General features: G+C 65.3%; 14 protein-coding genes. 9 read left to right on the top strand and 5 right to left on the bottom strand.

All coding sequences use genetic code 11. The features are described from left to right. Positions 1 to 34 precede the first annotated feature (34 nt). Positions 35 to 1924, bottom strand: a complete 1890-nt coding sequence (speA, locus tag AB1A62_RS15680; RefSeq protein WP_366662395.1) for a biosynthetic arginine decarboxylase — start codon at positions 1922 to 1924, stop codon at positions 35 to 37. A gap of 368 nt (positions 1925 to 2292) precedes the next feature. Here speA and AB1A62_RS15675 point away from each other — a divergent pair, with 368 nt between their 5' ends. From AB1A62_RS15675 to AB1A62_RS15660, 4 genes are read left to right on the top strand one after another with little or no spacing between them, the layout of a single operon-like run. Next, entirely contained in the window at positions 2293 to 3216 is a 924-nt protein-coding gene (locus tag AB1A62_RS15675; RefSeq protein ID WP_366662394.1) for a siderophore ABC transporter substrate-binding protein, read from the top strand. Beyond that, on the top strand, positions 3209 to 4195 hold the full coding sequence (locus AB1A62_RS15670) for an iron chelate uptake ABC transporter family permease subunit (RefSeq protein ID WP_366662393.1): 987 nt from the start codon (positions 3209 to 3211) through the stop codon (positions 4193 to 4195). Before AB1A62_RS15675 ends, AB1A62_RS15670 begins: the two co-directional genes overlap by 8 nt. Continuing rightward, positions 4188 to 5132, top strand: coding sequence for an iron chelate uptake ABC transporter family permease subunit (locus AB1A62_RS15665; protein WP_366662392.1), 945 nt, complete (start codon positions 4188 to 4190; stop codon positions 5130 to 5132). The genes AB1A62_RS15670 and AB1A62_RS15665 overlap by 8 nt, the downstream gene beginning before the upstream one ends. Then, the gene (locus tag AB1A62_RS15660; RefSeq protein WP_366662391.1) at positions 5129 to 5887 is read left to right on the top strand and encodes an ATP-binding cassette domain-containing protein; all 759 of its coding nucleotides are present in this window, start codon (positions 5129 to 5131) and stop codon (positions 5885 to 5887) included. The genes AB1A62_RS15665 and AB1A62_RS15660 overlap by 4 nt, the downstream gene beginning before the upstream one ends. A gap of 39 nt (positions 5888 to 5926) precedes the next feature. Here AB1A62_RS15660 and AB1A62_RS15655 read toward each other — a convergent pair whose 3' ends face one another. The 4 genes from AB1A62_RS15655 to AB1A62_RS15640 all read right to left on the bottom strand — a co-directional run bounded on the left by AB1A62_RS15655 (position 5927) and on the right by AB1A62_RS15640 (position 10075). After that, positions 5927 to 6700 carry an IclR family transcriptional regulator gene (locus AB1A62_RS15655; protein ID WP_366662390.1) on the bottom strand — a complete coding sequence of 258 codons (774 nt, stop codon included), beginning with the start codon at positions 6698 to 6700 and terminating at the stop codon, positions 5927 to 5929. Between the two features lie 13 nt (positions 6701 to 6713). Further along, positions 6714 to 8072 carry a TRAP transporter large permease gene (locus tag AB1A62_RS15650; RefSeq protein ID WP_366662389.1) on the bottom strand — a complete coding sequence of 453 codons (1359 nt, stop codon included), beginning with the start codon at positions 8070 to 8072 and terminating at the stop codon, positions 6714 to 6716. Further along, the gene (locus AB1A62_RS15645) at positions 8072 to 8740 is read right to left on the bottom strand and encodes a TRAP transporter small permease subunit (protein WP_366662388.1); all 669 of its coding nucleotides are present in this window, start codon (positions 8738 to 8740) and stop codon (positions 8072 to 8074) included. The genes AB1A62_RS15650 and AB1A62_RS15645 overlap by 1 nt, the downstream gene beginning before the upstream one ends. A 102-nt stretch (positions 8741 to 8842) precedes the next feature. Then, on the bottom strand, positions 8843 to 10075 hold the full coding sequence (locus AB1A62_RS15640) for a TRAP transporter substrate-binding protein (protein WP_366662387.1): 1233 nt from the start codon (positions 10073 to 10075) through the stop codon (positions 8843 to 8845). A gap of 108 nt (positions 10076 to 10183) precedes the next feature. Between AB1A62_RS15640 and AB1A62_RS15635 the strand changes: the two genes are divergently transcribed. From AB1A62_RS15635 to AB1A62_RS15615, 5 genes are all read left to right on the top strand, one after another. Beyond that, positions 10184 to 11776, top strand: a complete 1593-nt coding sequence (locus AB1A62_RS15635; RefSeq protein WP_366662386.1) for a choline dehydrogenase — start codon at positions 10184 to 10186, stop codon at positions 11774 to 11776. Between the two features lie 391 nt (positions 11777 to 12167). Continuing rightward, positions 12168 to 13676, top strand: a complete 1509-nt coding sequence (betC, locus tag AB1A62_RS15630) for a choline-sulfatase (RefSeq protein ID WP_366662385.1) — start codon at positions 12168 to 12170, stop codon at positions 13674 to 13676. 252 nt (positions 13677 to 13928) lie between these two features. Continuing rightward, entirely contained in the window at positions 13929 to 14501 is a 573-nt protein-coding gene (gene betI / locus AB1A62_RS15625) for a transcriptional regulator BetI (protein WP_366662384.1), read from the top strand. Between the two features lie 192 nt (positions 14502 to 14693). Continuing rightward, a complete protein-coding gene (locus AB1A62_RS15620; protein ID WP_366662383.1) occupies positions 14694 to 16052 on the top strand; it encodes a sigma-54 dependent transcriptional regulator in 1359 nt (452 codons plus the stop codon). 24 nt (positions 16053 to 16076) lie between these two features. Beyond that, complete coding sequence (locus AB1A62_RS15615; RefSeq protein WP_366662445.1) at positions 16077 to 18020, top strand: cache domain-containing protein; 1944 nt, start codon at positions 16077 to 16079, stop codon at positions 18018 to 18020. Positions 18021 to 18244: the final 224 nt, after the last annotated feature.

The following is an 18244-nucleotide window of genomic DNA, read 5'->3' as shown; positions in this document are numbered from 1 at the left end:
GATGTGCCCCTGGGTCGTCTTCCGGGGGGCGGCTTCAGTCGAAATAGGTGCTGCCGGCCAGGCTGTCCTTGTAGGCGGCAATCATCTGGCGGCGCTCCGCGGCGTTGACCTTGCCGGATTTCACGGCGCGTTCCACCCGCTTGCGGAAGGTTTCCAGGCACTGGCGCGGGTCGTATTCGACATAGGACAGCACCTCGGCGATGGTATCGGCCTCGGTCTCGTGCTCGATATCAAAGCCGCCCTGGCCGTCCAGAGAGATGGTGACCACGTTGGCATCGCCAAACAGGTTGTGCAAGTCGCCGAGGGTTTCCTGATAGGCGCCGACAAAGAACACGCCGATCAGGTAGTGCTCATCCTCGCGCAGGTCGTGGACCGGCAGCGCATTGGAGGTGCCGTCGGCGAGGATGAAGTGATCCAGCTTGCCGTCGCTGTCGCAGGTGATGTCGGTGATCATCGCGTTGCGGGCGGGCATCTCGTTCAGGCGCTGCAGCGGCATCATCGGGTGCAGCTGGTCGATGGCCCAGACATCCGGCAGCGACTGGAACAGCGAGAAGTTGCCCTGATAGTGATCGGTGAAGGCACCAAGGGCGCTGGCGGCCTCTGTCAGGCTGTCATCGCCGCGCGCGGCGGATTTGAACAGGCCCGCCAGATACAGAAATGCCTGTTCGGCGCGCGACAGCTGCTCCAGCCCGATCTGGCCGCGGCGGAACAGCGCCCGCAGCTCGTCCCGGTAATAGATCGCGTCGTTCAGCGCCTCCTGGAAGCGCGGCGCGCCGATGTAGGCCTCCACCGCCATCAGGTCCGAAACCAGGTGGTGGTCGTCCGGCTGCACCTCCGGCTTCTGCGGTGCATCGTACAGCGTGGCGCCCAGCACCTCGAAGATGAAGATCGAGGAATGCGCCACCACGAAGCGGCCGCTTTCGGTGACGATGGTGGGGTGGGGCAGGCCCGCCTCATCCAGCGCGTAGCGGATGGTTTCGACGATATTGGTGCAGTATTCGTTGACGGTGTAGTTGACCGAGTTGTCGTCCGGGCGGCGCGCGCCGGTGTAGTCGACGCCCAGGCCGCCGCCGAGATCCATGTGGGTCAGCGGCGCGCCCATGCGGGTCAGTTCCACAAAGAAGCGGCAGGCCTCATCCGCGGCGCGGCGGATGTCGAAGATATTGGGCACCTGGCTGCCGAGGTGGCTGTGCTGCAGCACCAGGCAGTCGAGGAAGCCGCTGTCGCGCAGGCGGTCCATCAGCGTCACCAGGTCATGGGCGCCAAGGCCGAAGGTGGAGCGGTCGCCGGAGCTTTCCTGCCATTTGCCGGTGACGCGCTCGGTCAGCTTGACCCGCACGCCCAGCAGCGGGCGGATGTCCAGATCCTCTGCCACCCGGCGGACGATGTCGAACTCGTCCAGCGTTTCGATCACGATGACGGTGTTGTGGCCCAGCTTGCGCGACAGGATCGCCAGCCGGATGAAGGCCTCGTCCTTGGAGCCGTTGCAGATCAGCAGCGCGTCCTCGGGCAGGGGCTGCGACAGGGCAATCATCAGCTCCGGCTTGGAGCCGGCCTCCAGCCCGTAGTTGAATTTCTGGCCCGCAGCCATCAGGTGGCCGATCACCTCGGCCTGCTGATTCACCTTGATCGGGAACACGCCGCGGTACTGGCCCTTGTAGCCCGCAGCCTCAATCGCGCCGTTGAAGGCGTCGTGCAGCTGGGTCAGGGATTGCTCGAGGAACTGATGCACCCGCAGCACCACCGGGGCGGAGATGCCGCGTGCCTCAATCGCCGCGATTACCTCCGGCAGCGGGGTCGGCTTGGCATCCGGGGCCTGCGGCAGCCGCAGCGCCACGGCGCCGTCCGGGGTGACCTCCAGCATGCCGCTGCCCCAGGCGTCGAGGCCATAGAGGCCCTCATAAGTCTCTGCGCCGCTGCTCATCGGCGTTGCGCCTGTGCCGGGCGTTTCGGGAAATCGGAGAGGGGGAGCCGGTGCGGCATCGCGGGGCCTTTCTGTCCAGAGTTCGAGGGGGCTGGGAGGTGCAAAGCTGACGGTTCGGGTCGAAGCCTTATCAGGTGCAGGACCGTGCGGTGGCCGCCTCCTTACAATCGGGGGTCTGCTGCATCAAGAGGTTTTCTGCAGGCAGGATGGTGATTTGCGCGCCTTCGCCGGGCGGCCGCATCCGCAGGCTGCCGCCGGGGCAGCGAAATGGCGCGTCTGGACTTTTGCCGCATGTGCCGGTAAGCCCCCCCTTGATTTTCAGCAAGCCTTCACCGCCAGCCGAATTCCATCTCATCAGAGGACAGGAAATGGCACATTGGAAGGTTTTGCAACTGGCGGCGCCGGTTTTTTTCGCCCTGGCGGCTGCGGCATCGGCGCAAGGACTGGCAGTGGAGACCGCGCGGGGCCGCGCCGAGCTGCCTGAAATCCCTGAGAGAATCGTGGTTCTGGACGTGGCCGCGGCGGATACGCTGGATGCGCTTGGGGTGCAGCCGGTGGGCGTGCCTGCGGAGATGTTCGTGAGTTACCTGGACGATCTGCAGCAGGGGGCCGACTCTGCCGGCACGCTGTTTGAGCCGGATTTCGAGGCGATTGCCATGCTGGCGCCGGACCTGATCGTGGCAGGCGGGCGGTCCTCCACCCAGGTTGAGCCGCTGTCGGAGATTGCGCCCGCCATCGACATGACGATCTGGGGGACCGGTCTGACCGGGCAGGCGCTGGCGCGGCTGCGGGCCTATGGTCGCCTGACCGGGCGCGAGGCAAAGGCGGCGGAGCTGGAAGCGGCCTTCACCGCCAAGCTGGCAGAGGTCCGTGCGGCAGTGGCCGGGCGCGGCGATGCGCTGATCCTGATGACCAACGGGCCGCGGGTCTCGGCCTATGGCGCCGGGTCGCGGTTCGGCTGGCTGCATCAGGCGCTGGAGCTGCCGGAGGCGGTGCCGGATCTGGATGCGCAGACCCATGGCGAGGCGGTGTCCTTCGAGTTCATCGCTGCCGCCGATCCCGACTGGCTGATCGTGGTCGACCGCGCGGTGGCGCTGGGGCAGGGCAATCAGGCAGCAGCAGTGACGCTGGACAATGCGCTGGTGGCGGGCACCACAGCCTGGAAGACGGGGCAGATGATCTATCTGAACGCCGCCAACATCTATGTGGCGGGCGGCGGCATCCAGTCGATGACGGCCACGCTGGAGGAAATCCAGGCCGGGTTTGCCAAAGGCGGCAAGGCTGGTGGCTGATTTGGCCGCTCCCGCTTCGGCTGCGCCGCGCCGCTGGCTGCTGCTGGCGGCAGTGCTGCTGGTGCCGCTGGCCGTGGTCAGCCTGCTGGTGGGGGCCGGGCCGCTGCCGCTTGGCTCCTTGCTGAGCGATCCGCAGGCGCTGCAGGTGCTGGCCGTCAGCCGCATCCCGCGCACCGCCGCGGTGCTGCTGACCGGCGCCGCGATGGCGGTGGCGGGGGTGATCATGCAGCTCCTGGTGCGCAACAGGTTTGTCGAGCCGGGCACCACCGGTACCAGCGAGGCGGCGATGCTGGGGCTGCTGGCGGTAACGCTGCTGGCGCCCGGCGCGCCCATTCTGGTCAAAATGCTGGCGGCCGCCGGGGCGGCGCTGGCGGGGACCGGCGTGTTCATGCTGCTGGCGCGCCGCATCCCGCCGCATCAGGTGCTGCTGATCCCCTTGTCCGGGCTGGTCTATGGCGGGCTCTTGATGGCTATTGCCACCTTCATCGCCATCGAGGGCGGGCTGCTGCAATACCTTGGCGTCTGGATGAGCGGCGAGTTCTCCGGCATTCTGGCGGGCCGGTACGAGCTGTTGTGGCTGGCAGGCGGGCTGGCGCTGCTGGCCTATTTTGCTGCCGATCAGTTCACCATTGCCGGGCTGGGCCGCGATGTCAGCCTGAACCTGGGCCTGCGTTACGGGCAGGTGCTGGGGTTTGGTATTGTCACCGTGTCGCTGGTGTCATCGCTGGTGATTGTGACGGTGGGGATGCTGCCCTTCATCGGGCTGGTGGTGCCCAATCTGGTGTCGCGGCTGATGGGCGACAACCTGCGCGAAAGCCTGCCTGTGGTGGCCGCTGCAGGCGCCGGGCTGCTGCTGGTCTGCGATATCCTGGGGCGCGTGCTGCGCTATCCGTATGAGATTCCGGCCGGTACCGTATTCGGCATCTTCGGAGCTGCGGTGTTCCTGTACCTGCTGCTGGGAAGGCGGGCCGATGGCTGACCGGCGGCTGATTGCCTTGGGCGGCCTGCTGGCAGCAACGGCGGCGCTGTTCCTGTTCTGGGGCCTGCGCGGGCCGACCGCCTATATTCTGGAGTTGCGGCTGGTCAAGCTGGCGGCCTTGCTGGCGGTCGGGGCTTCTGCCGGGGTGGCGACGGTGCTGTTCCAGACCATCAGCCAGAACCGCATCCTGACGCCCTCGATCATGGGGTTCGATGCGCTGTTCCTGCTGTTGCAGACCGGGCTGGTGGCGGGGCTGGGCGCGGCCGGGGCCAGCCGCATCAGCGGGCTGCCGGGGTTCGCGCTGGAAACCGCGGTGATGCTGGGCGCGGCGCTGGTGCTGTTCACCAGCCTGCTGGGCCGCACCCGCCACGATATCCAGCTGATGGTGCTGGCGGGCGTGGTGCTGGGGGTGATGTTCCGCACCTTGACGGCCTTTATCCAGCGGCTGATGGAGCCGTCGGAATTCACCATGGTCGAGGCGCGGATGTTCGCCCAGTTCAGCGGCATCGACCGTTCCGCGCTGATGGCGGGGCTGGGGCTGATGGCGCTGGCCGCCCTGTGGCTGGCGCGCAATCACCGCGTGCTGGATGTGGCCGCCCTGGGCCGCATCCCGGCGCGCAGCCTGGGTGTGCCCTACGACGGGCTGCAGTTGAGGGTGCTGTGCCTGATTGCGGCGCTGGTTTCAGTCGCGACCGCGCTGGTGGGGCCGCTGGCCTTCCTTGGGCTGCTGGTGACCAGCCTCGCCCACAGCCTGATGCAGAGCCACCGCCACGCGCTGCTGCTGCCCGCTGCGGCCCTGATCGGGGCGCTCATTCTGGTGGCAGGGCAGACCGTGTTCGAACGGCTGCTGCACCTGCAATCCACCCTGGCCGTTGTCATCGAGTTCTGCGGCGGCCTGTTGTTCCTGTACTTGCTGGTGAAAGGAAAAATCCGGTGATCGAGATCTCAGGCCTGAGCTATGGCCCCGCTGCAAACCCCATTCTGCAGGACATTGATGCCGGACTTCCGGCAGGCCGCGTCACCGCGCTGATCGGCCCCAACGGGGCGGGGAAATCGACGCTTTTAAAACTGATTGCCCGGCAACTGACGGCCCGCAGCGGCAGCATCCGCATGGACGGGATGGATCTGGCGCAGGCGGTGCCCGCCGGGCTGGCCCGCAAAATGGCGGTGGTGGCGCAGCATCTGAGCGTCGCCAGCCGGGTGCGGGTGCGCGACCTGATCGGCTTTGGCCGCTGGCCGCACAGCGCGGGGCGGCTGGGGCCTGCGGATCATGCGGCCATAGCCGAGGCGGTGGCGCTGTTTGATCTGGATGAGCTGCAGCAGCGGTTCCTGGATGAGCTGTCGGGCGGGCAGCGGCAGCGGGCCTTCATCGCCATGGCCTATGCGCAGGACACGGACTGGCTGCTGCTGGATGAGCCGCTGAACAATCTCGACCTGCATCATGCCCGCAACCTGATGGCGCAGCTGCGCCATCTGGCGGAGGCGCAGGGCAAGGGGATCGTGATCGTGGTGCATGATCTGAACTATGCGATCAGCTGGTCCGATCACGTGGTGGCGCTGCGGGACGGGCAGGTGGCGTTTCAGGGCCCGGTGGCAGAGGCTGCGACGGCGGAGCGGCTGAGCGCGCTTTACCAGACGCCGGTGGCACTCAGCCGGTTGGACGGTCAGGTGTTCGCACAGTACCACCGCTAGGGAGGGAGCTGCGGACCCCGCGGATCCACAGCCGGCCGGTCAAGTGAGCTCCGCCAGGTCGCCGGCAGCCTTGTGCAGGGCTGGAAGAATACCGATCAGGTCCTGCAGGCTGCGGCGCTGCACCGGAGCGTGGACCGAAAGCGTGGCCATCAGCCTGTTGCGCGCGTCCCGCACCGGGACCGCGACAGCGACCATGCCAGCGATAAATTCCTCGTCGTCAGTGGAGTAGCCGCGGTTGACGATATCACTCAATTCGCTGCCAAGCGCATCCGGGTCGGTGCAGGTTTTGCTTGTCAGCGCCTCCAGCGGCCGGGCCCGCAGCACCGCCTCAAGCGTGTTGGCTTTCAGTGTCGACAGGTACATCTTGCCGCTGGCAGTGCAATGGAACGGCACCTGGGTGCCGATCGGCAGCTGGATGCGCAGCGGCCATTTGGTTTCCACCCGGTCCAGGTAGACCATCCCCTCGCGGTCGGGAATGGCGAGGTTGCAGGTCTCGCCCAGCTCTTCGGCGACGCTCTTGAGGATGCTGAGGCGTGCCGTGCGCATATGCTCCGACGACATGGTGTTTTGCGCCAGCTTGCGCAGGCGGGGGCCGGGCCCGTAGGCCCGCCCGTCCAGGTCGCGCTGCAGGAAGCCCTCGGCCTCAGCCGTCTGCATCAGCCGGTGCACGGTGGGCTTGGGCAGGCCCATGGCCTCGATCATCTCGGCCGGCTTCACCGCGACGCCGCGGCGGGCGACCTCCTCCAGCAGCACCAGCAGGCGCAGGTTGGTGGGGATCTGCCCCTCTTTCTTGTCCGGCGCATCCGCTGCCATCGCCGCCTCATCGCTACTTGTTGGGCAGCAGCACCAGCGCGAAATCGGGAACCAGCGAGACCAGCACCCAGACCCCGATCAGGGCTGCAAGGTAAGGCACCGTATAGCGGAGCAGACGGAAATACGGAACACCGGTCACACCCGATGCGACATAGAGGTTCAGCCCGTAGGGCGGGGTGATGAAGCCGATGGAGGCGCCGACCAGGAAGATCACCGAGAAATGGATCGGATCGACCCCGACGGAGGCTGCGATGGGCGCCAGGATCGGCGCCAGGATGATGGTCACCGGCAGGCTTTCAAGCACCATGCCGGAGAAGAACACGATCACCATCGAGGTGAACAGAACCGCGTGGTAGCCGCCCATCGAGGTGACAAACCCGCCGATCGCCTGCTGCGCGCCGAGGAGCGACAGGATCTGCTGCATCACCACGGAAATCGCGATCAGCGGCGCCAGGATGCCGGTGATCTGCGCCGAGCGCACCACGATGCCGGGGATCTGCGGGATGGTGAAGCCCTCGACCACCAGCATTTCGGCATAGGATTTTTCTTCCCAGGTTTTGTCATTGCTGGCGCCGGTGATCCTGGTCACCACCCAGGACAGCACGCCCGCGATGACGCAGAAGCCGACGGTCACGCCCGCCGCTTCGGTGGGGGAGAACTTGCCGGTATAGATGCCCCACAGCACCAGCCCGATGGCAAAGAAGCCGAGCCAGGCGCCGAAGGCGGTTTTCAGGACCCGGTTCAGTTGCAACGGGATCAAAAAGCCCCAGCCGTTGCGGCGGCAGATGATCCAGCAGGCCAGCTGCATGCCGATGACCATCATCGCGCCGGGCAGGATGCCCGCGACGAACAGGTCGGAAATCGGCAGGTTCATCAGGAACCCGTAGACGATAAAGATGATCGACGGCGGGATGATGATGCCCACGGTGCCGCCCGCAGCAGCGGTGGCGGCCGAGAAACGCTCGTCATAGCCGCCTTTGACCATTTCGGGGTGCAGCATCGAGCCGATGGTGGCGGTGGTTGCCGAGTTGGAGCCTGAAATCGCGGCAAACAGTCCGCAGGCGCCGAGCGAGGCCATCGCCAGCCCGCCGCGCATCCAGCCCAGGCAGGCATAGGCAAAATCGCTAAGGCGCCGGGCGATGCCGGACTGGTTGATCAGGTCGCCGGTCAGGATGAACAGCGGCATCGCCAAGAGCGCAAAGCCCTTGTTGAACACATTCAAGAGTTCGGCGCCCATGTTATCGAGCGTCAGCCCCAGCACGAAGGAGCAGCCGATCACCCAGTAGCCGATGACCAGCAGCACCGGCACGCCCAGCATGAACAGGAAGGTGACCCCAAGCGAGATCAGCGTGACCCAGGTTCCGGTATCCATTACACGTCTCCTCCGATCACGGCCTGTTTGATCAGCGGCGCGCCGCTGCGGTAGTTGCGGATGTCGTCGGCGAGGTTTTCAAACACCCGGGCGATCATCAGGACAAAGGACAGGGGCGCGGTGATCAGGAACCACCACTGCAGCACGCTGTCGGTGCCCAGCACGATCTGGAAGTTGGAGGCCGACAGCGCGGTCAGCCGGGTGGTGGTGACAAAGACGATCACCGCAAAGCCGAACCACAGCACCGCATCCAACGTCAGGCAGCCCATCTGCGCCCAGCGGGGCATCACGGTGCGGAATTCCGAGAAGCTGAGATGGGTGCGCAGCCGCACGTTGAAGGCGGCCCCGAACCAGGCCATGATCATGAACAAGAGCGGCGGGATGGTCGTGGACCAGGGCTGCTGGTTCTTGAACACGAAGCGGTCAATCACCCCCCAGAAAATGATGAAGGCAATCGCCAGGTAGCTCCACACCATGATGGTGCGCTCCAGGTGCCGGTCCAAGAGCGGCACCAGCCGGTAGACCAGCATCACCAGAAGGCCGCCAGCAGCAGCGGCAGCGGTGCCCAGCACCCAGGCTGCGTTGCTCTCCAAAGCGTTGCGGATTTCCCAGCTGTCCTGGGATGCGAAGGCGCTGAAAATGGCGCTGATATCCGGCCAAAGCTGCATCTGTTCCTCCCCTCATTGCCCTTGTGATCCTGCCGGATCATGCCGGGCAAACAAGGCCGGCGCAGTCCGGCGCCGGCCCCATGCTCAGTGTTTGGGCCTCTGTCAGCCCTTCCACCAGCGGCGCGGCTCCACGTTTTCGGGCTTCATGTCCTTTTCGACTTCGCGCGCGATGGTGTAGATTTCCTGATAGGTGTCGATGCCGCCGGCCCATTTGTTCAGGCGGTCGCGCCACTGCTCCCACAGCTGCGGCTGGAACTCGGGCGAGCACATTTCCTCGGCCATGCGGATTTCGCTGTCCGGCAGGAAGGCCGGGCGGACGCCGTGTTCCGCAAACACCGTGTCCGGCAGCTGCGGGTCGGAGAAGCCGACGGTCTTGACCAGCGCCGCCTCGTTTGCCGCCTGCACATGGGCCTGCGCCCAATAGGCGCTCTCCATCACCGCGTCCTGCAGATAGCCTTCGAGGCCGTCGAAGACCTTGGCCGACATCGAGGTGTGCTCGGTGCCGCAGAAGAACTTGAGGTCGACGGACTGCGAGACCACCGGCGCCATGTTGGCATAGGCCACCGCGGAGGCCCAGGTTTCGGCACCGTCGATCAGGCCCTGCTTCAGCCCGTCGAGGGTCTCTTCCCAGGCCACCGGCACCGGGTTCAGGTTCAGCGCGTTCATGGCGATCCGGCCCAGCTGGGTGCCGGTGACGCGGTTCTTGGTGCCGAACAGCTGCTCCAGCTTGGTGATGGTGGGCTGGTCCTTGTATTTCAGGCCCAGCTGGATGCCGCGCAGCTCGCAGTGGCTGAACAGGAATTTCAGCCCGTGGCGCTTCTCCAGCGGGTCGCGCAGAATTTCCTGGCTCTTCGGGTGATAGAGGAAGTGGTACTGGGACGCGCGGCCGGGGAACATGAAGGCATAGTCCAGCACGTTCAGGTAAGGGGCGCCGCCGGCCGAGTTCTGGGTCGAAGCGGCGTAGATGTCGACGATGCCCTGCTGGGTTTTCTCGACGCAGCTCAGCTGGCCGCAGATCTGGTTGTCGCCGATGAACTCGATCCGGATCTCGCCGTCGGTGCGGGCCTCGAGGTCACGGGCGAACTCCAGCGCGCCGGCCCGTTCGATCAGCAGGTTGCGCGCGTTGAAGCCGGAAGCGCCGAACTTCAGCGTGTGCTTGGCGGGCTTGGCATAGCGCTTCTCATAGGTTGATTCCGCCGCCGAAGCGAGATTCGCCAGGCTCATCGCGCCGCCGAAACCGCCCGCTGCCAGCAGTGTCGAGCTCATCCCGTAAGTGCCTGCAACGCGGAACAGATCCCGCCGCGAAATACGGCTCAGTTTGTTAGTAAGCCCCATAATTCTCCTCCCTAAGATCAATTATTGAGACGTTTCGTATCAAAAATATCTAGATTATTTCATGCGATCTGTATAGAAGTTTTTTCCACACAGGGCGGAGAGAAGGTCGTGGAAGCAGATTTCATTGTCATCGGAGCAGGCTCGTCGGGCTGCGTCATTGCCAACCGATTGAGCGCAAATCCACAGAACAAGGTGGTGCTGCTGGAGGCAGGCGGACGGGACCTGAACCCGTGGATCCACATCCCGGTCGGCTACTTCAAAACGATCCACAACCCCTCGGTCGACTGGTGCTACAAGACCGAACCGGATCCGGGTCTGAACGGCCGTTCGATCGAGTGGCCCCGCGGCAAGGTGCTGGGCGGCTCGTCTTCGCTGAACGGTCTTTTATACGTGCGCGGCCAGCCGCAGGACTATGACCGCTGGCGCCAGATGGGCAATGCCGGCTGGGGCTGGGAGGATGTCCTGCCGCTGTTCAAACGCTCCGAGAACAACGAGCGCGGCGAAGATGAATTCCATGGCACCGGCGGTCCGCTGTCGGTTTCCAACATGCGCATCCAGCGCCCCATAACGGATGCCTGGGTCGCGGCGGCGCAGGCCGCGGGCTATCCGTTCAACCCAGATTACAACGGCGCCACCCAGGAGGGCGTCGGTTTCTTCCAGCTCACGTCCAAGAAAGGCCGCCGCTGCAGCGCCGCCGTGGCCTTTCTGAATCCGGTGAAGAAACGCGAGAACCTGCAGATCATCACCCGAGCGATGGTGCAGAAGGTCGACATCCAGGACGGCCGCGCCGTGGCGGTTCTGTACAAGGACCGGTCGGGGCAGGTGCAGCGCATCACCGCGCGGCGCGAGATCGTGCTGTCGGGCGGCGCCATCAACTCGCCCCAGATCCTGATGATGTCGGGCATCGGCGAGGCGGCACAGCTTGCCGAACACGGAATCGAAGTCAAAAAGGACCTCTATGGCGTCGGCAAGAACATGCAGGACCATCTGCAGGCGCGGCTGGTCTACAAATGCAATGAGCCGACGCTGAACGACGAGGTCCGCACCCTGTTCGGCCAGGCCAAGATCGGCCTGAAATATGCGCTGTTCCGGGCCGGTCCGATGACAATGGCCGCGAGCCTGGCCACCGGATTCATGAAGACCCGCGACGACCTGGAGACCCCGGACATCCAATTCCACGTGCAGCCGCTGTCGGCCGAGAACCCGGGCAAGGGGGCAGATCCCTTCTCGGCGTTCACCATGTCGGTCTGCCAGCTGCGCCCGGAAAGCAAGGGCGAGATCCGGATCGTGTCCGCCGATCCGAACACCTATCCCAAGATCATACCGAACTACCTGTCGGCAGAAACCGACTGCCAGACCATCGTGGCCGGGGTGAACATTGCCCGCAAGATTGCCCGCCACGCGCCGCTGACCTCGAAGATCTCGGAGGAGTTCCGCCCCAGTGCGGATTTGCCGATGGACGATTACGAGGCGACGCTGGACTGGGCACGCAGCAACACCGCGTCGATTTATCACCCCACCGGCACCTGCAAGATGGGGCAGGGCGGCGACGCGGTGGTCGATGCGGAACTCCGCGTGCATGGCATTCGGGGCCTGCGGGTGGCGGACTGCTCGATCATGCCGGAGATCGTGTCGGGCAACACCAACGCGCCTGCGATCATGATCGGGGAAAAGGCAAGCGATCTGATCACCGGCCGGTAAAGGGCCGGGGTAAGCCTTTGGTCTTACCGGCGCCGCGATGAGGCCGGTCTCCGGCATCGCTGAGCCTGCGGAAGCCGAAAATTCCGGACACAGCACCAGCAGAGAACCCGGCCGGCAGCGCGGCTGACCGGCCGGGCGATGTTCGGCCAAGCGGTGCGCAGCAGGCTGCGGGCCACCCATTGCGAGCGATCGTCTCGTTTTTAAATTGACTGGTCAATCAATATAAGGCAGATTTGCGGCCACTTCCGGACCGGCCGCAGCTTTGGCTCGTCCTGAGGTGCCGGCAGCGCAAGGCGGCGGGGAATATCCCGCTGAACCAGCGCAGCTTCTGCAAACACCGCCACGGCCAGCGGCCGGAAACCGAAACCAAAGCCTATCTGGGAAGACACGAATGACCCGCCCCAACATCCTGATTTTCATGGTGGACCAGCTGAATGGAACGCTGTTTCCGGACGGGCCGGCCGATTGGCTGCACGCGCCGAACCTGAAAAAGCTCGCGGCCCGCTCCACCCGGTTCCGCAATGCCTATACCGCGTCACCGCTTTGCGCCCCGGGCCGGGCCAGCTTCATGTCCGGGCAGCTGCCGTCAGCGACCCGGGTCTATGACAATGCGGCGGAATTCGCCTCGTCGATTCCCACCTATGCGCATCATCTGCGCCGGGCCGGGTATTACACTTGCCTGTCAGGCAAGATGCATTTTGTCGGTCCCGACCAGCTGCACGGCTTCGAGGAGCGCCTGACCACCGACATCTACCCGCCGGATTTCGGCTGGACCCCGGATTACCGCAAGCCGGGCGAGCGCATCGACTGGTGGTATCACAACATGGGTTCCGTCACTGGCGCCGGCATTGCCGAGATTTCCAACCAGATGGAATTCGATGACGAGGTGGCCTTTCATGCGGTGCAGAAGGTCTATGACCTCGCCCGCGGCAAGGATGACCGCCCCTGGGCGCTGACTGTTTCCTTCACCCACCCGCACGACCCCTATGTGGCACGCCGGAAATACTGGGACCTGTACGAGGATTGCGAGCATCTGCTGCCGGAGGTCGCGGACCTGGGCTATGACAACCAGGACCCGCATGCGCAGCGGATCTTCGACGCCAACGACTGGCGCAGCTTCGACATCACCGAAGAGGACATCCGCAAGTCCCGCCGCGCCTATTTCGCCAATATCTCCTATCTCGACGACAAGATCGGCGAGGTGATGGAGGCGCTGGAGAACACCCGGCAGGAGGCGGTCATCCTGTTCGTGTCCGACCACGGCGACATGCTGGGCGAGCGCGGACTGTGGTTCAAGATGAGCTTTTACGAAGGGTCGTCGCGGGTGCCGCTGATGGTGTCCGCGCCGGAGATGACGCCGGGCCTGGTGGAAACGCCGGTGTCCAACATCGACGTCTGCCCGACGCTGTGCGAGCTGGCCGGGGTCAGCATGGATGAGGTGATGCCCTGGACCGCCGGCGAGAGCCTGGTGCCGCTGGGGCAGGGCGGCAGCCGCGAAACGCCGGTGGCGATGGAATATGCCGCTGAGGCTTCCTATGCGCCGATGGTGTCGCTGCGGCTGGGGCAGTGGAAGCTGAACCTGTGCAATCTGGACCCGGACCAGCTGTTCGACCTCGACGCCGACCCGCATGAGCTGTCCAACCTGGCCGGAGATCCGGCCCATCAGGACACGCTTGCGGAGCTCAAGGCAATGGCGGCCGGGCGCTGGGATCTGGAGCGGTTCGACGCCGAGGTACGCGAAAGCCAGGCCCGCCGCTGGGTGGTCTACGAGGCGCTGCGCCAGGGCGGGTATTTCCCCTGGGACTACCAGCCGCTGCAGAAGGCCAGCGAACGCTACATGCGCAACCACATGGACCTGAATGTGGTCGAGGAAAACGCCCGTTTCCCAAGAGGGGAATAAGCAAACCTGCCAACCGAGCCCGCGCAAGCGGGCCGGTGCCCGGTCCGGGGCTGCTGGCGGTTTCTCCGCCTCAGCCCCGCGGCTCCCCTGCGTGCGTACTCCCATTTCCGCACGCAGGGGATCTGTTTTTCATTGCTCAAGGACGGCTCCGGCGCGGGCGCCCGCAGGAGCCTGGTCCGCCGGGCATCAGGATAGTTGATTGATCATCCGGTCAAGCGCGGGCTAGGAATGCCAGTGGTTAAAGGAGTTTCTATGCCGAAACTTGGAATGGAACCGAAACGGCGCGCAGCGCTGGTCACCGCCGTGATTGACGAAGTCGGCGAAGCCGGTTCGCTCGACGTGACCGTGTCGAAGATTGCCAAACGGGCGGGCATGAGCAGCGGCCTGGCGCACCATTATTTCGGCAGCAAGGACCAGATGCTGATCGCCGCCATGCGGCACATTCTGAAAGTGTTCTCGCAACGGGTTGTGGCAGGGCTGGCGGAGGCGGAGGGCCCGCGTGCGCGGCTGGACGCGATTATCCGCGCGAACTTCGAGGATCACGTTTTTGACCGGCGGAAAACCTCAGCCTGGCTCAGTTTTTATGCGCTGTCCCAATGCAACGAGGACGCGGCCCACTTGATGCGGGTTTACCAGAGCAGGCTGCGCAGCAACCTGATGCATGAGCTGCGCGTCCTGAGCGGCCGGCCCGAGGCAGTTGAACGGGCGGTATCCGCCCAGATCGATGGTGTCTACCTGCGGGCTGCGCTGGGTGATCAGGGGGCAGTCCCATTGGCTGCAGACACCGTGAGCATGACCCTGAGCGCCTTGCTCGGGGACGCGTGACGCTCCGCGGGGCATTGATGCATAAACCGGTGCCTGCGCGCGCTTCCCCTTGTCCCCGGACGGACGTGGCGCCGGGGTTTGCGAAAAAAAACGCCTTGGTGCCCGGCTGGTAGCGGGCCGGGCCCTGTTCTCTCGACAAAGCAGCGGAAAGCGACAATAGTCCAATACCGCCCCCACAGAAGAGCGGCAGGTATGACAGATACAGATATGGCAAGGCTGGCCGACCCGCTCGGGCAAGCAAGTATTCTCATCGTGGACGATGAGCCGGGCATGCGGAATTTTCTGGTGAAAACCCTGCGCCCCCTGTGCCAGCTGGTGGATGAGGCCGAGAACACCGAAGCCGCTGCCGCGCTGCTCAATACCCGGCAATATGATGTGATGATCCTCGACAACATCATGCCCGGCCAGAAAGGGCTGGACTGGCTGGAGGAGCAGCGGCGGGAGGGCGGTTTCACGGACACCATCCTGATTACCGCCTATGCCGATCTGCAAACGGCGATTGACGCGCTGCGGGCCGGGGCGTCGGATTTCGTATTGAAGCCTTTCCGCTCCAACCAGATCCTCAATGCCCTGCGCCGCTGCATCGAGGCGGCCCGGCTGAAGCGAGAGAACATGCTGCTGCGGCGGGAGCTAGAAGCAACTGGTGCAGGGCGCCGGCGCCGCCGCGAGCTGGTCGGAGCATCTCCTGCCGTCAGCCAGGTGCGCAATCTGCTGGACCGGGTGGCGCAGGTTTCCACTCCGGTGCTGATCACCGGCGCCTCCGGCACCGGCAAGGAAGTTGCCGCGCGCCACCTGCACGCGCGCTCCAGCCGCGCCGGGGCGCCTTTCGTGCCGGTGCAATGCGGCGCCATTCCGGCGGATGTCATCGAATACGAGCTGTTCGGCCATGCTCCCGGCGCCTTCCCGGGCGCGCCTGCGGGCCGCGAAGGCCTGCTGGCGTCGGCGCAGGGCGGCACCGTTTTCCTCGATGAAATCGGTGAGCTCAGCCCCTCGGCGCAGAACGCGCTGCTGAGGGTGCTGGAGGACGGGCGCATCCGTCCGATCGGCACGGAGCGGACGCTGCAGCTCGATGTCCGCTTCGTGATGAGCTCCAGCCGCGCGCTGGACGAGGCGGTGGCCGAGGGACATTTCCGCGAGGACCTGCTGTTCCGCATTAACGTGATCGAAGTGGCAATGCCGCCGTTGCGCGAACGCGGTACCGACATTGTCGAGCTTGCCGGGCTGTTCCTGGCCGAAATCGCTGCCCAGTTGCAGCTGCCGCCGCTGGAGCTGTCCGCCAGCGTCAAATCCGCCCTGCTGCGCCATGACTGGCCGGGCAACATCCGCGAGCTGCGGAACTTCGTTGAACGCTCCTTGATCTTCGGCAGCTTTTCCCTGGACACGCTGGCCCCGGCCCGTCCCGCTGCCGACATCCTGCCGCTGGAGGAGGTCGAGCGCCGCGAGATCCTGCACGCGCTGGAAGCGGCCGGCGGCAACCGCAGTGAAGCGGCGCGGCGGCTGGGGGTCTCGCGCAAGACCATTGACCGCAAATGCGCGGCCTGGGGGCTCTGAGCCGTGCGCAGGCTGCGTTCGCTCATGCGGTCGGTCCGGGTCCGGCTGCTGCTGATCGCATTGCTGCCGATGCTGGTGCTGATGCCGCTGCTGCTGGGAATTGCCACTTGGCGCTGGTCGGAAAAAACCGATGGCCTTCTGATCAGCAAGGTGAACGGTGACCTGACCATCGCCGACCAGTATCTGGCCAGGCTGACCGCCACCTCGGGCGAGCTGCTGGATGCGGTGGCGCAATCGGTCCGGTTCCGCAGCGCGCTTGCGGCGGGCCGCTCCGCGGATTTCCTGGCCCAGGAACAGGCCCGGCTCGGTCTCGATTTCCTTTATCTCGCCGGACCCGATGGCCGGGCCGGTTTCACGCCCGCTGACTGGCCTGTCATCCGCGGCGCGCTGCAGGGGCAGTGGCAGAGCGCAGTCGACATTCTGGACGCCGCCCAGCTTGACACGCTGGCCCCCGGTCTTGCCGCCCGCGCAGCCATCCCGCTGGTGGAGACCGAAGCGGCTGTGCCCACGGACCGTACCGCCGAGACCCGCGGCATGATCATTCACTCCGCGGCCCCGGTGGCCCTGCCGGACGGCCGGAAGGCGGTTCTGGTGGGCGGGCGGCTGCTGAACCGCAACCTGGACTTCATCGACACCATCAATGCGCTGGTCTATCGCGAGCAAAGCCTGCCGGAGGGCAGCCAGGGCACCGCCACGCTGTTTCTGGAGGACGTGCGGATCTCCACCAATGTGCGGCTGTTCGAAAACGTGCGTGCGCTCGGCACCCGGGTCTCGGCCGAGGTGCGCGGCCAGGTGCTGGGGCGCGGTGACGTCTGGCTGGACCGGGCCTTCGTTGTGAACGACTGGTACATCTCCGCCTATGAGCCGATCCTGGACAGCCGCGGCAACCGGGCCGGAATGCTTTATGTCGGCTTTCTGGAAACCCCGTTCCGCCAGGCCAAGCGCAGCACGGTGCTGACGCTCGGCGGGGCCTTCCTGCTGATCGCGGCGATGTCGGTGCCGATTTTCCTGCGGTGGGCGGGGCGCATCTTCCGCCCGCTTGAGGGGATGACCCAGACCATCGCCCGGGTCGAACAGGGGGATCTGGCCGCCCGCAACCGCCCCCAGGAGGACGGCGGCGAGATCGCCCGCGTCGCGGCGCATCTGGACAGCCTGCTGGACCAAGTGCAGGAACGCGACCGGCAATTGCGCGGCTGGGGGGAAAGCCTGGAGGCTAAGGTCGAGGAGCGCACCGCGGATCTGCGCGAGGCAAACCGGCGGCTGGAGCGGACCACCGAACGGCTGATCGTCTCGGAGAAACTCGCGGCGGTCGGCGAAATCACCGCCTCCGTCGCGCATGAGATCAACAACCCGGTGGCGGTGATCCAGGGCAACCTGGACCTGGCCCGGACGGTGCTGGGCAGCCATGCGGAGCCGGTCGAGGAGGAATTCCGGCTGATCGACGATCAGGTCTACCGCATCGGCGTGATTGTCTCCAAGCTGCTTCAATTCGCCCGGCCCGAGGAATACTCCGGCGCTTCCGGGCTGATTGCCCCGGCAGAAGTGGTGGCCGACTGCCTGGTTCTGACCCGCCATCAGATCGAGGCCACCGGGATCGAAGCAGAGGCGCATCTGGCCAGTACCGGTCAGGTCCGGATGTCGCGCACGGAATTGCAGCAGGTGATCGTCAATCTCATCCTGAATGCGGTGCAGGCGATGCCCGGCGGCGGCCGGCTTACCCTGACCGCCGAGGATGCCGCCGATGGGGTGCTGCTGACCGCAGAGGATACCGGCACCGGCATCCCCTCGGACCTGCTGAACCGCATCTTCGACCCGTTCTTCACCACCAAGCAGGCGCAGGGAACCGGGCTGGGATTGTCGATCAGCCATCAGCTGGTGAGTCGCGCCGGCGGCCGCATCACCGTGCAGTCAGAACCCGGGCAGGGCAGCCGGTTCGAAATTTTTCTGCCCTCGCCCGCTGCCGCCTGATCCGGACAAATTGGCGCGAAATCGCAGGCCCCGGCTCCCCGGTGCGGACAGAATGTCCCGCAACCGTCTGCAGAGGTCTGGCAGGGCAGACAGAAAGTCACGATAAGCTATTGTTATTGCTAAATTATTTATTTGACAGCTGGGTCATCTCTCCGCCTTTGTCAAGCTACGGCACATTGCCGCGGGCCATTCGGGGCGGCCGCAATAGGAGGTTGCAGCCGCCG

Origin of the sequence: Leisingera sp. JC11, from assembly GCF_040704725.1 — a bacterium.
Lineage (GTDB): Bacteria > Pseudomonadota > Alphaproteobacteria > Rhodobacterales > Rhodobacteraceae > Leisingera.
The sequence above is the reverse complement of the archived record's forward strand: the minus strand, read 5'-3'. Positions and strand labels throughout refer to the sequence as shown.

Coding starts and splice junctions, on each gene's coding strand:
- AB1A62_RS15645 (WP_366662388.1), bottom strand. CDS start 8,740: ATGCAGCTTTGGCCGGATATCAGCGCCATTTTCAGCGCCTTCGCATCC.
- speA (WP_366662395.1), bottom strand. CDS start 1,924: ATGAGCAGCGGCGCAGAGACTTATGAGGGCCTCTATGGCCTCGACGCC.
- AB1A62_RS15650 (WP_366662389.1), bottom strand. CDS start 8,072: ATGGATACCGGAACCTGGGTCACGCTGATCTCGCTTGGGGTCACCTTC.
- AB1A62_RS15620 (WP_366662383.1), top strand. CDS start 14,694: ATGACAGATACAGATATGGCAAGGCTGGCCGACCCGCTCGGGCAAGCA.
- AB1A62_RS15665 (WP_366662392.1), top strand. CDS start 4,188: ATGGCTGACCGGCGGCTGATTGCCTTGGGCGGCCTGCTGGCAGCAACG.
- AB1A62_RS15655 (WP_366662390.1), bottom strand. CDS start 6,700: ATGGCAGCGGATGCGCCGGACAAGAAAGAGGGGCAGATCCCCACCAAC.
- AB1A62_RS15640 (WP_366662387.1), bottom strand. CDS start 10,075: ATGGGGCTTACTAACAAACTGAGCCGTATTTCGCGGCGGGATCTGTTC.
- betI (WP_366662384.1), top strand. CDS start 13,929: ATGCCGAAACTTGGAATGGAACCGAAACGGCGCGCAGCGCTGGTCACC.
- AB1A62_RS15675 (WP_366662394.1), top strand. CDS start 2,293: ATGGCACATTGGAAGGTTTTGCAACTGGCGGCGCCGGTTTTTTTCGCC.
- betC (WP_366662385.1), top strand. CDS start 12,168: ATGACCCGCCCCAACATCCTGATTTTCATGGTGGACCAGCTGAATGGA.
- AB1A62_RS15615 (WP_366662445.1), top strand. CDS start 16,077: ATGCGGTCGGTCCGGGTCCGGCTGCTGCTGATCGCATTGCTGCCGATG.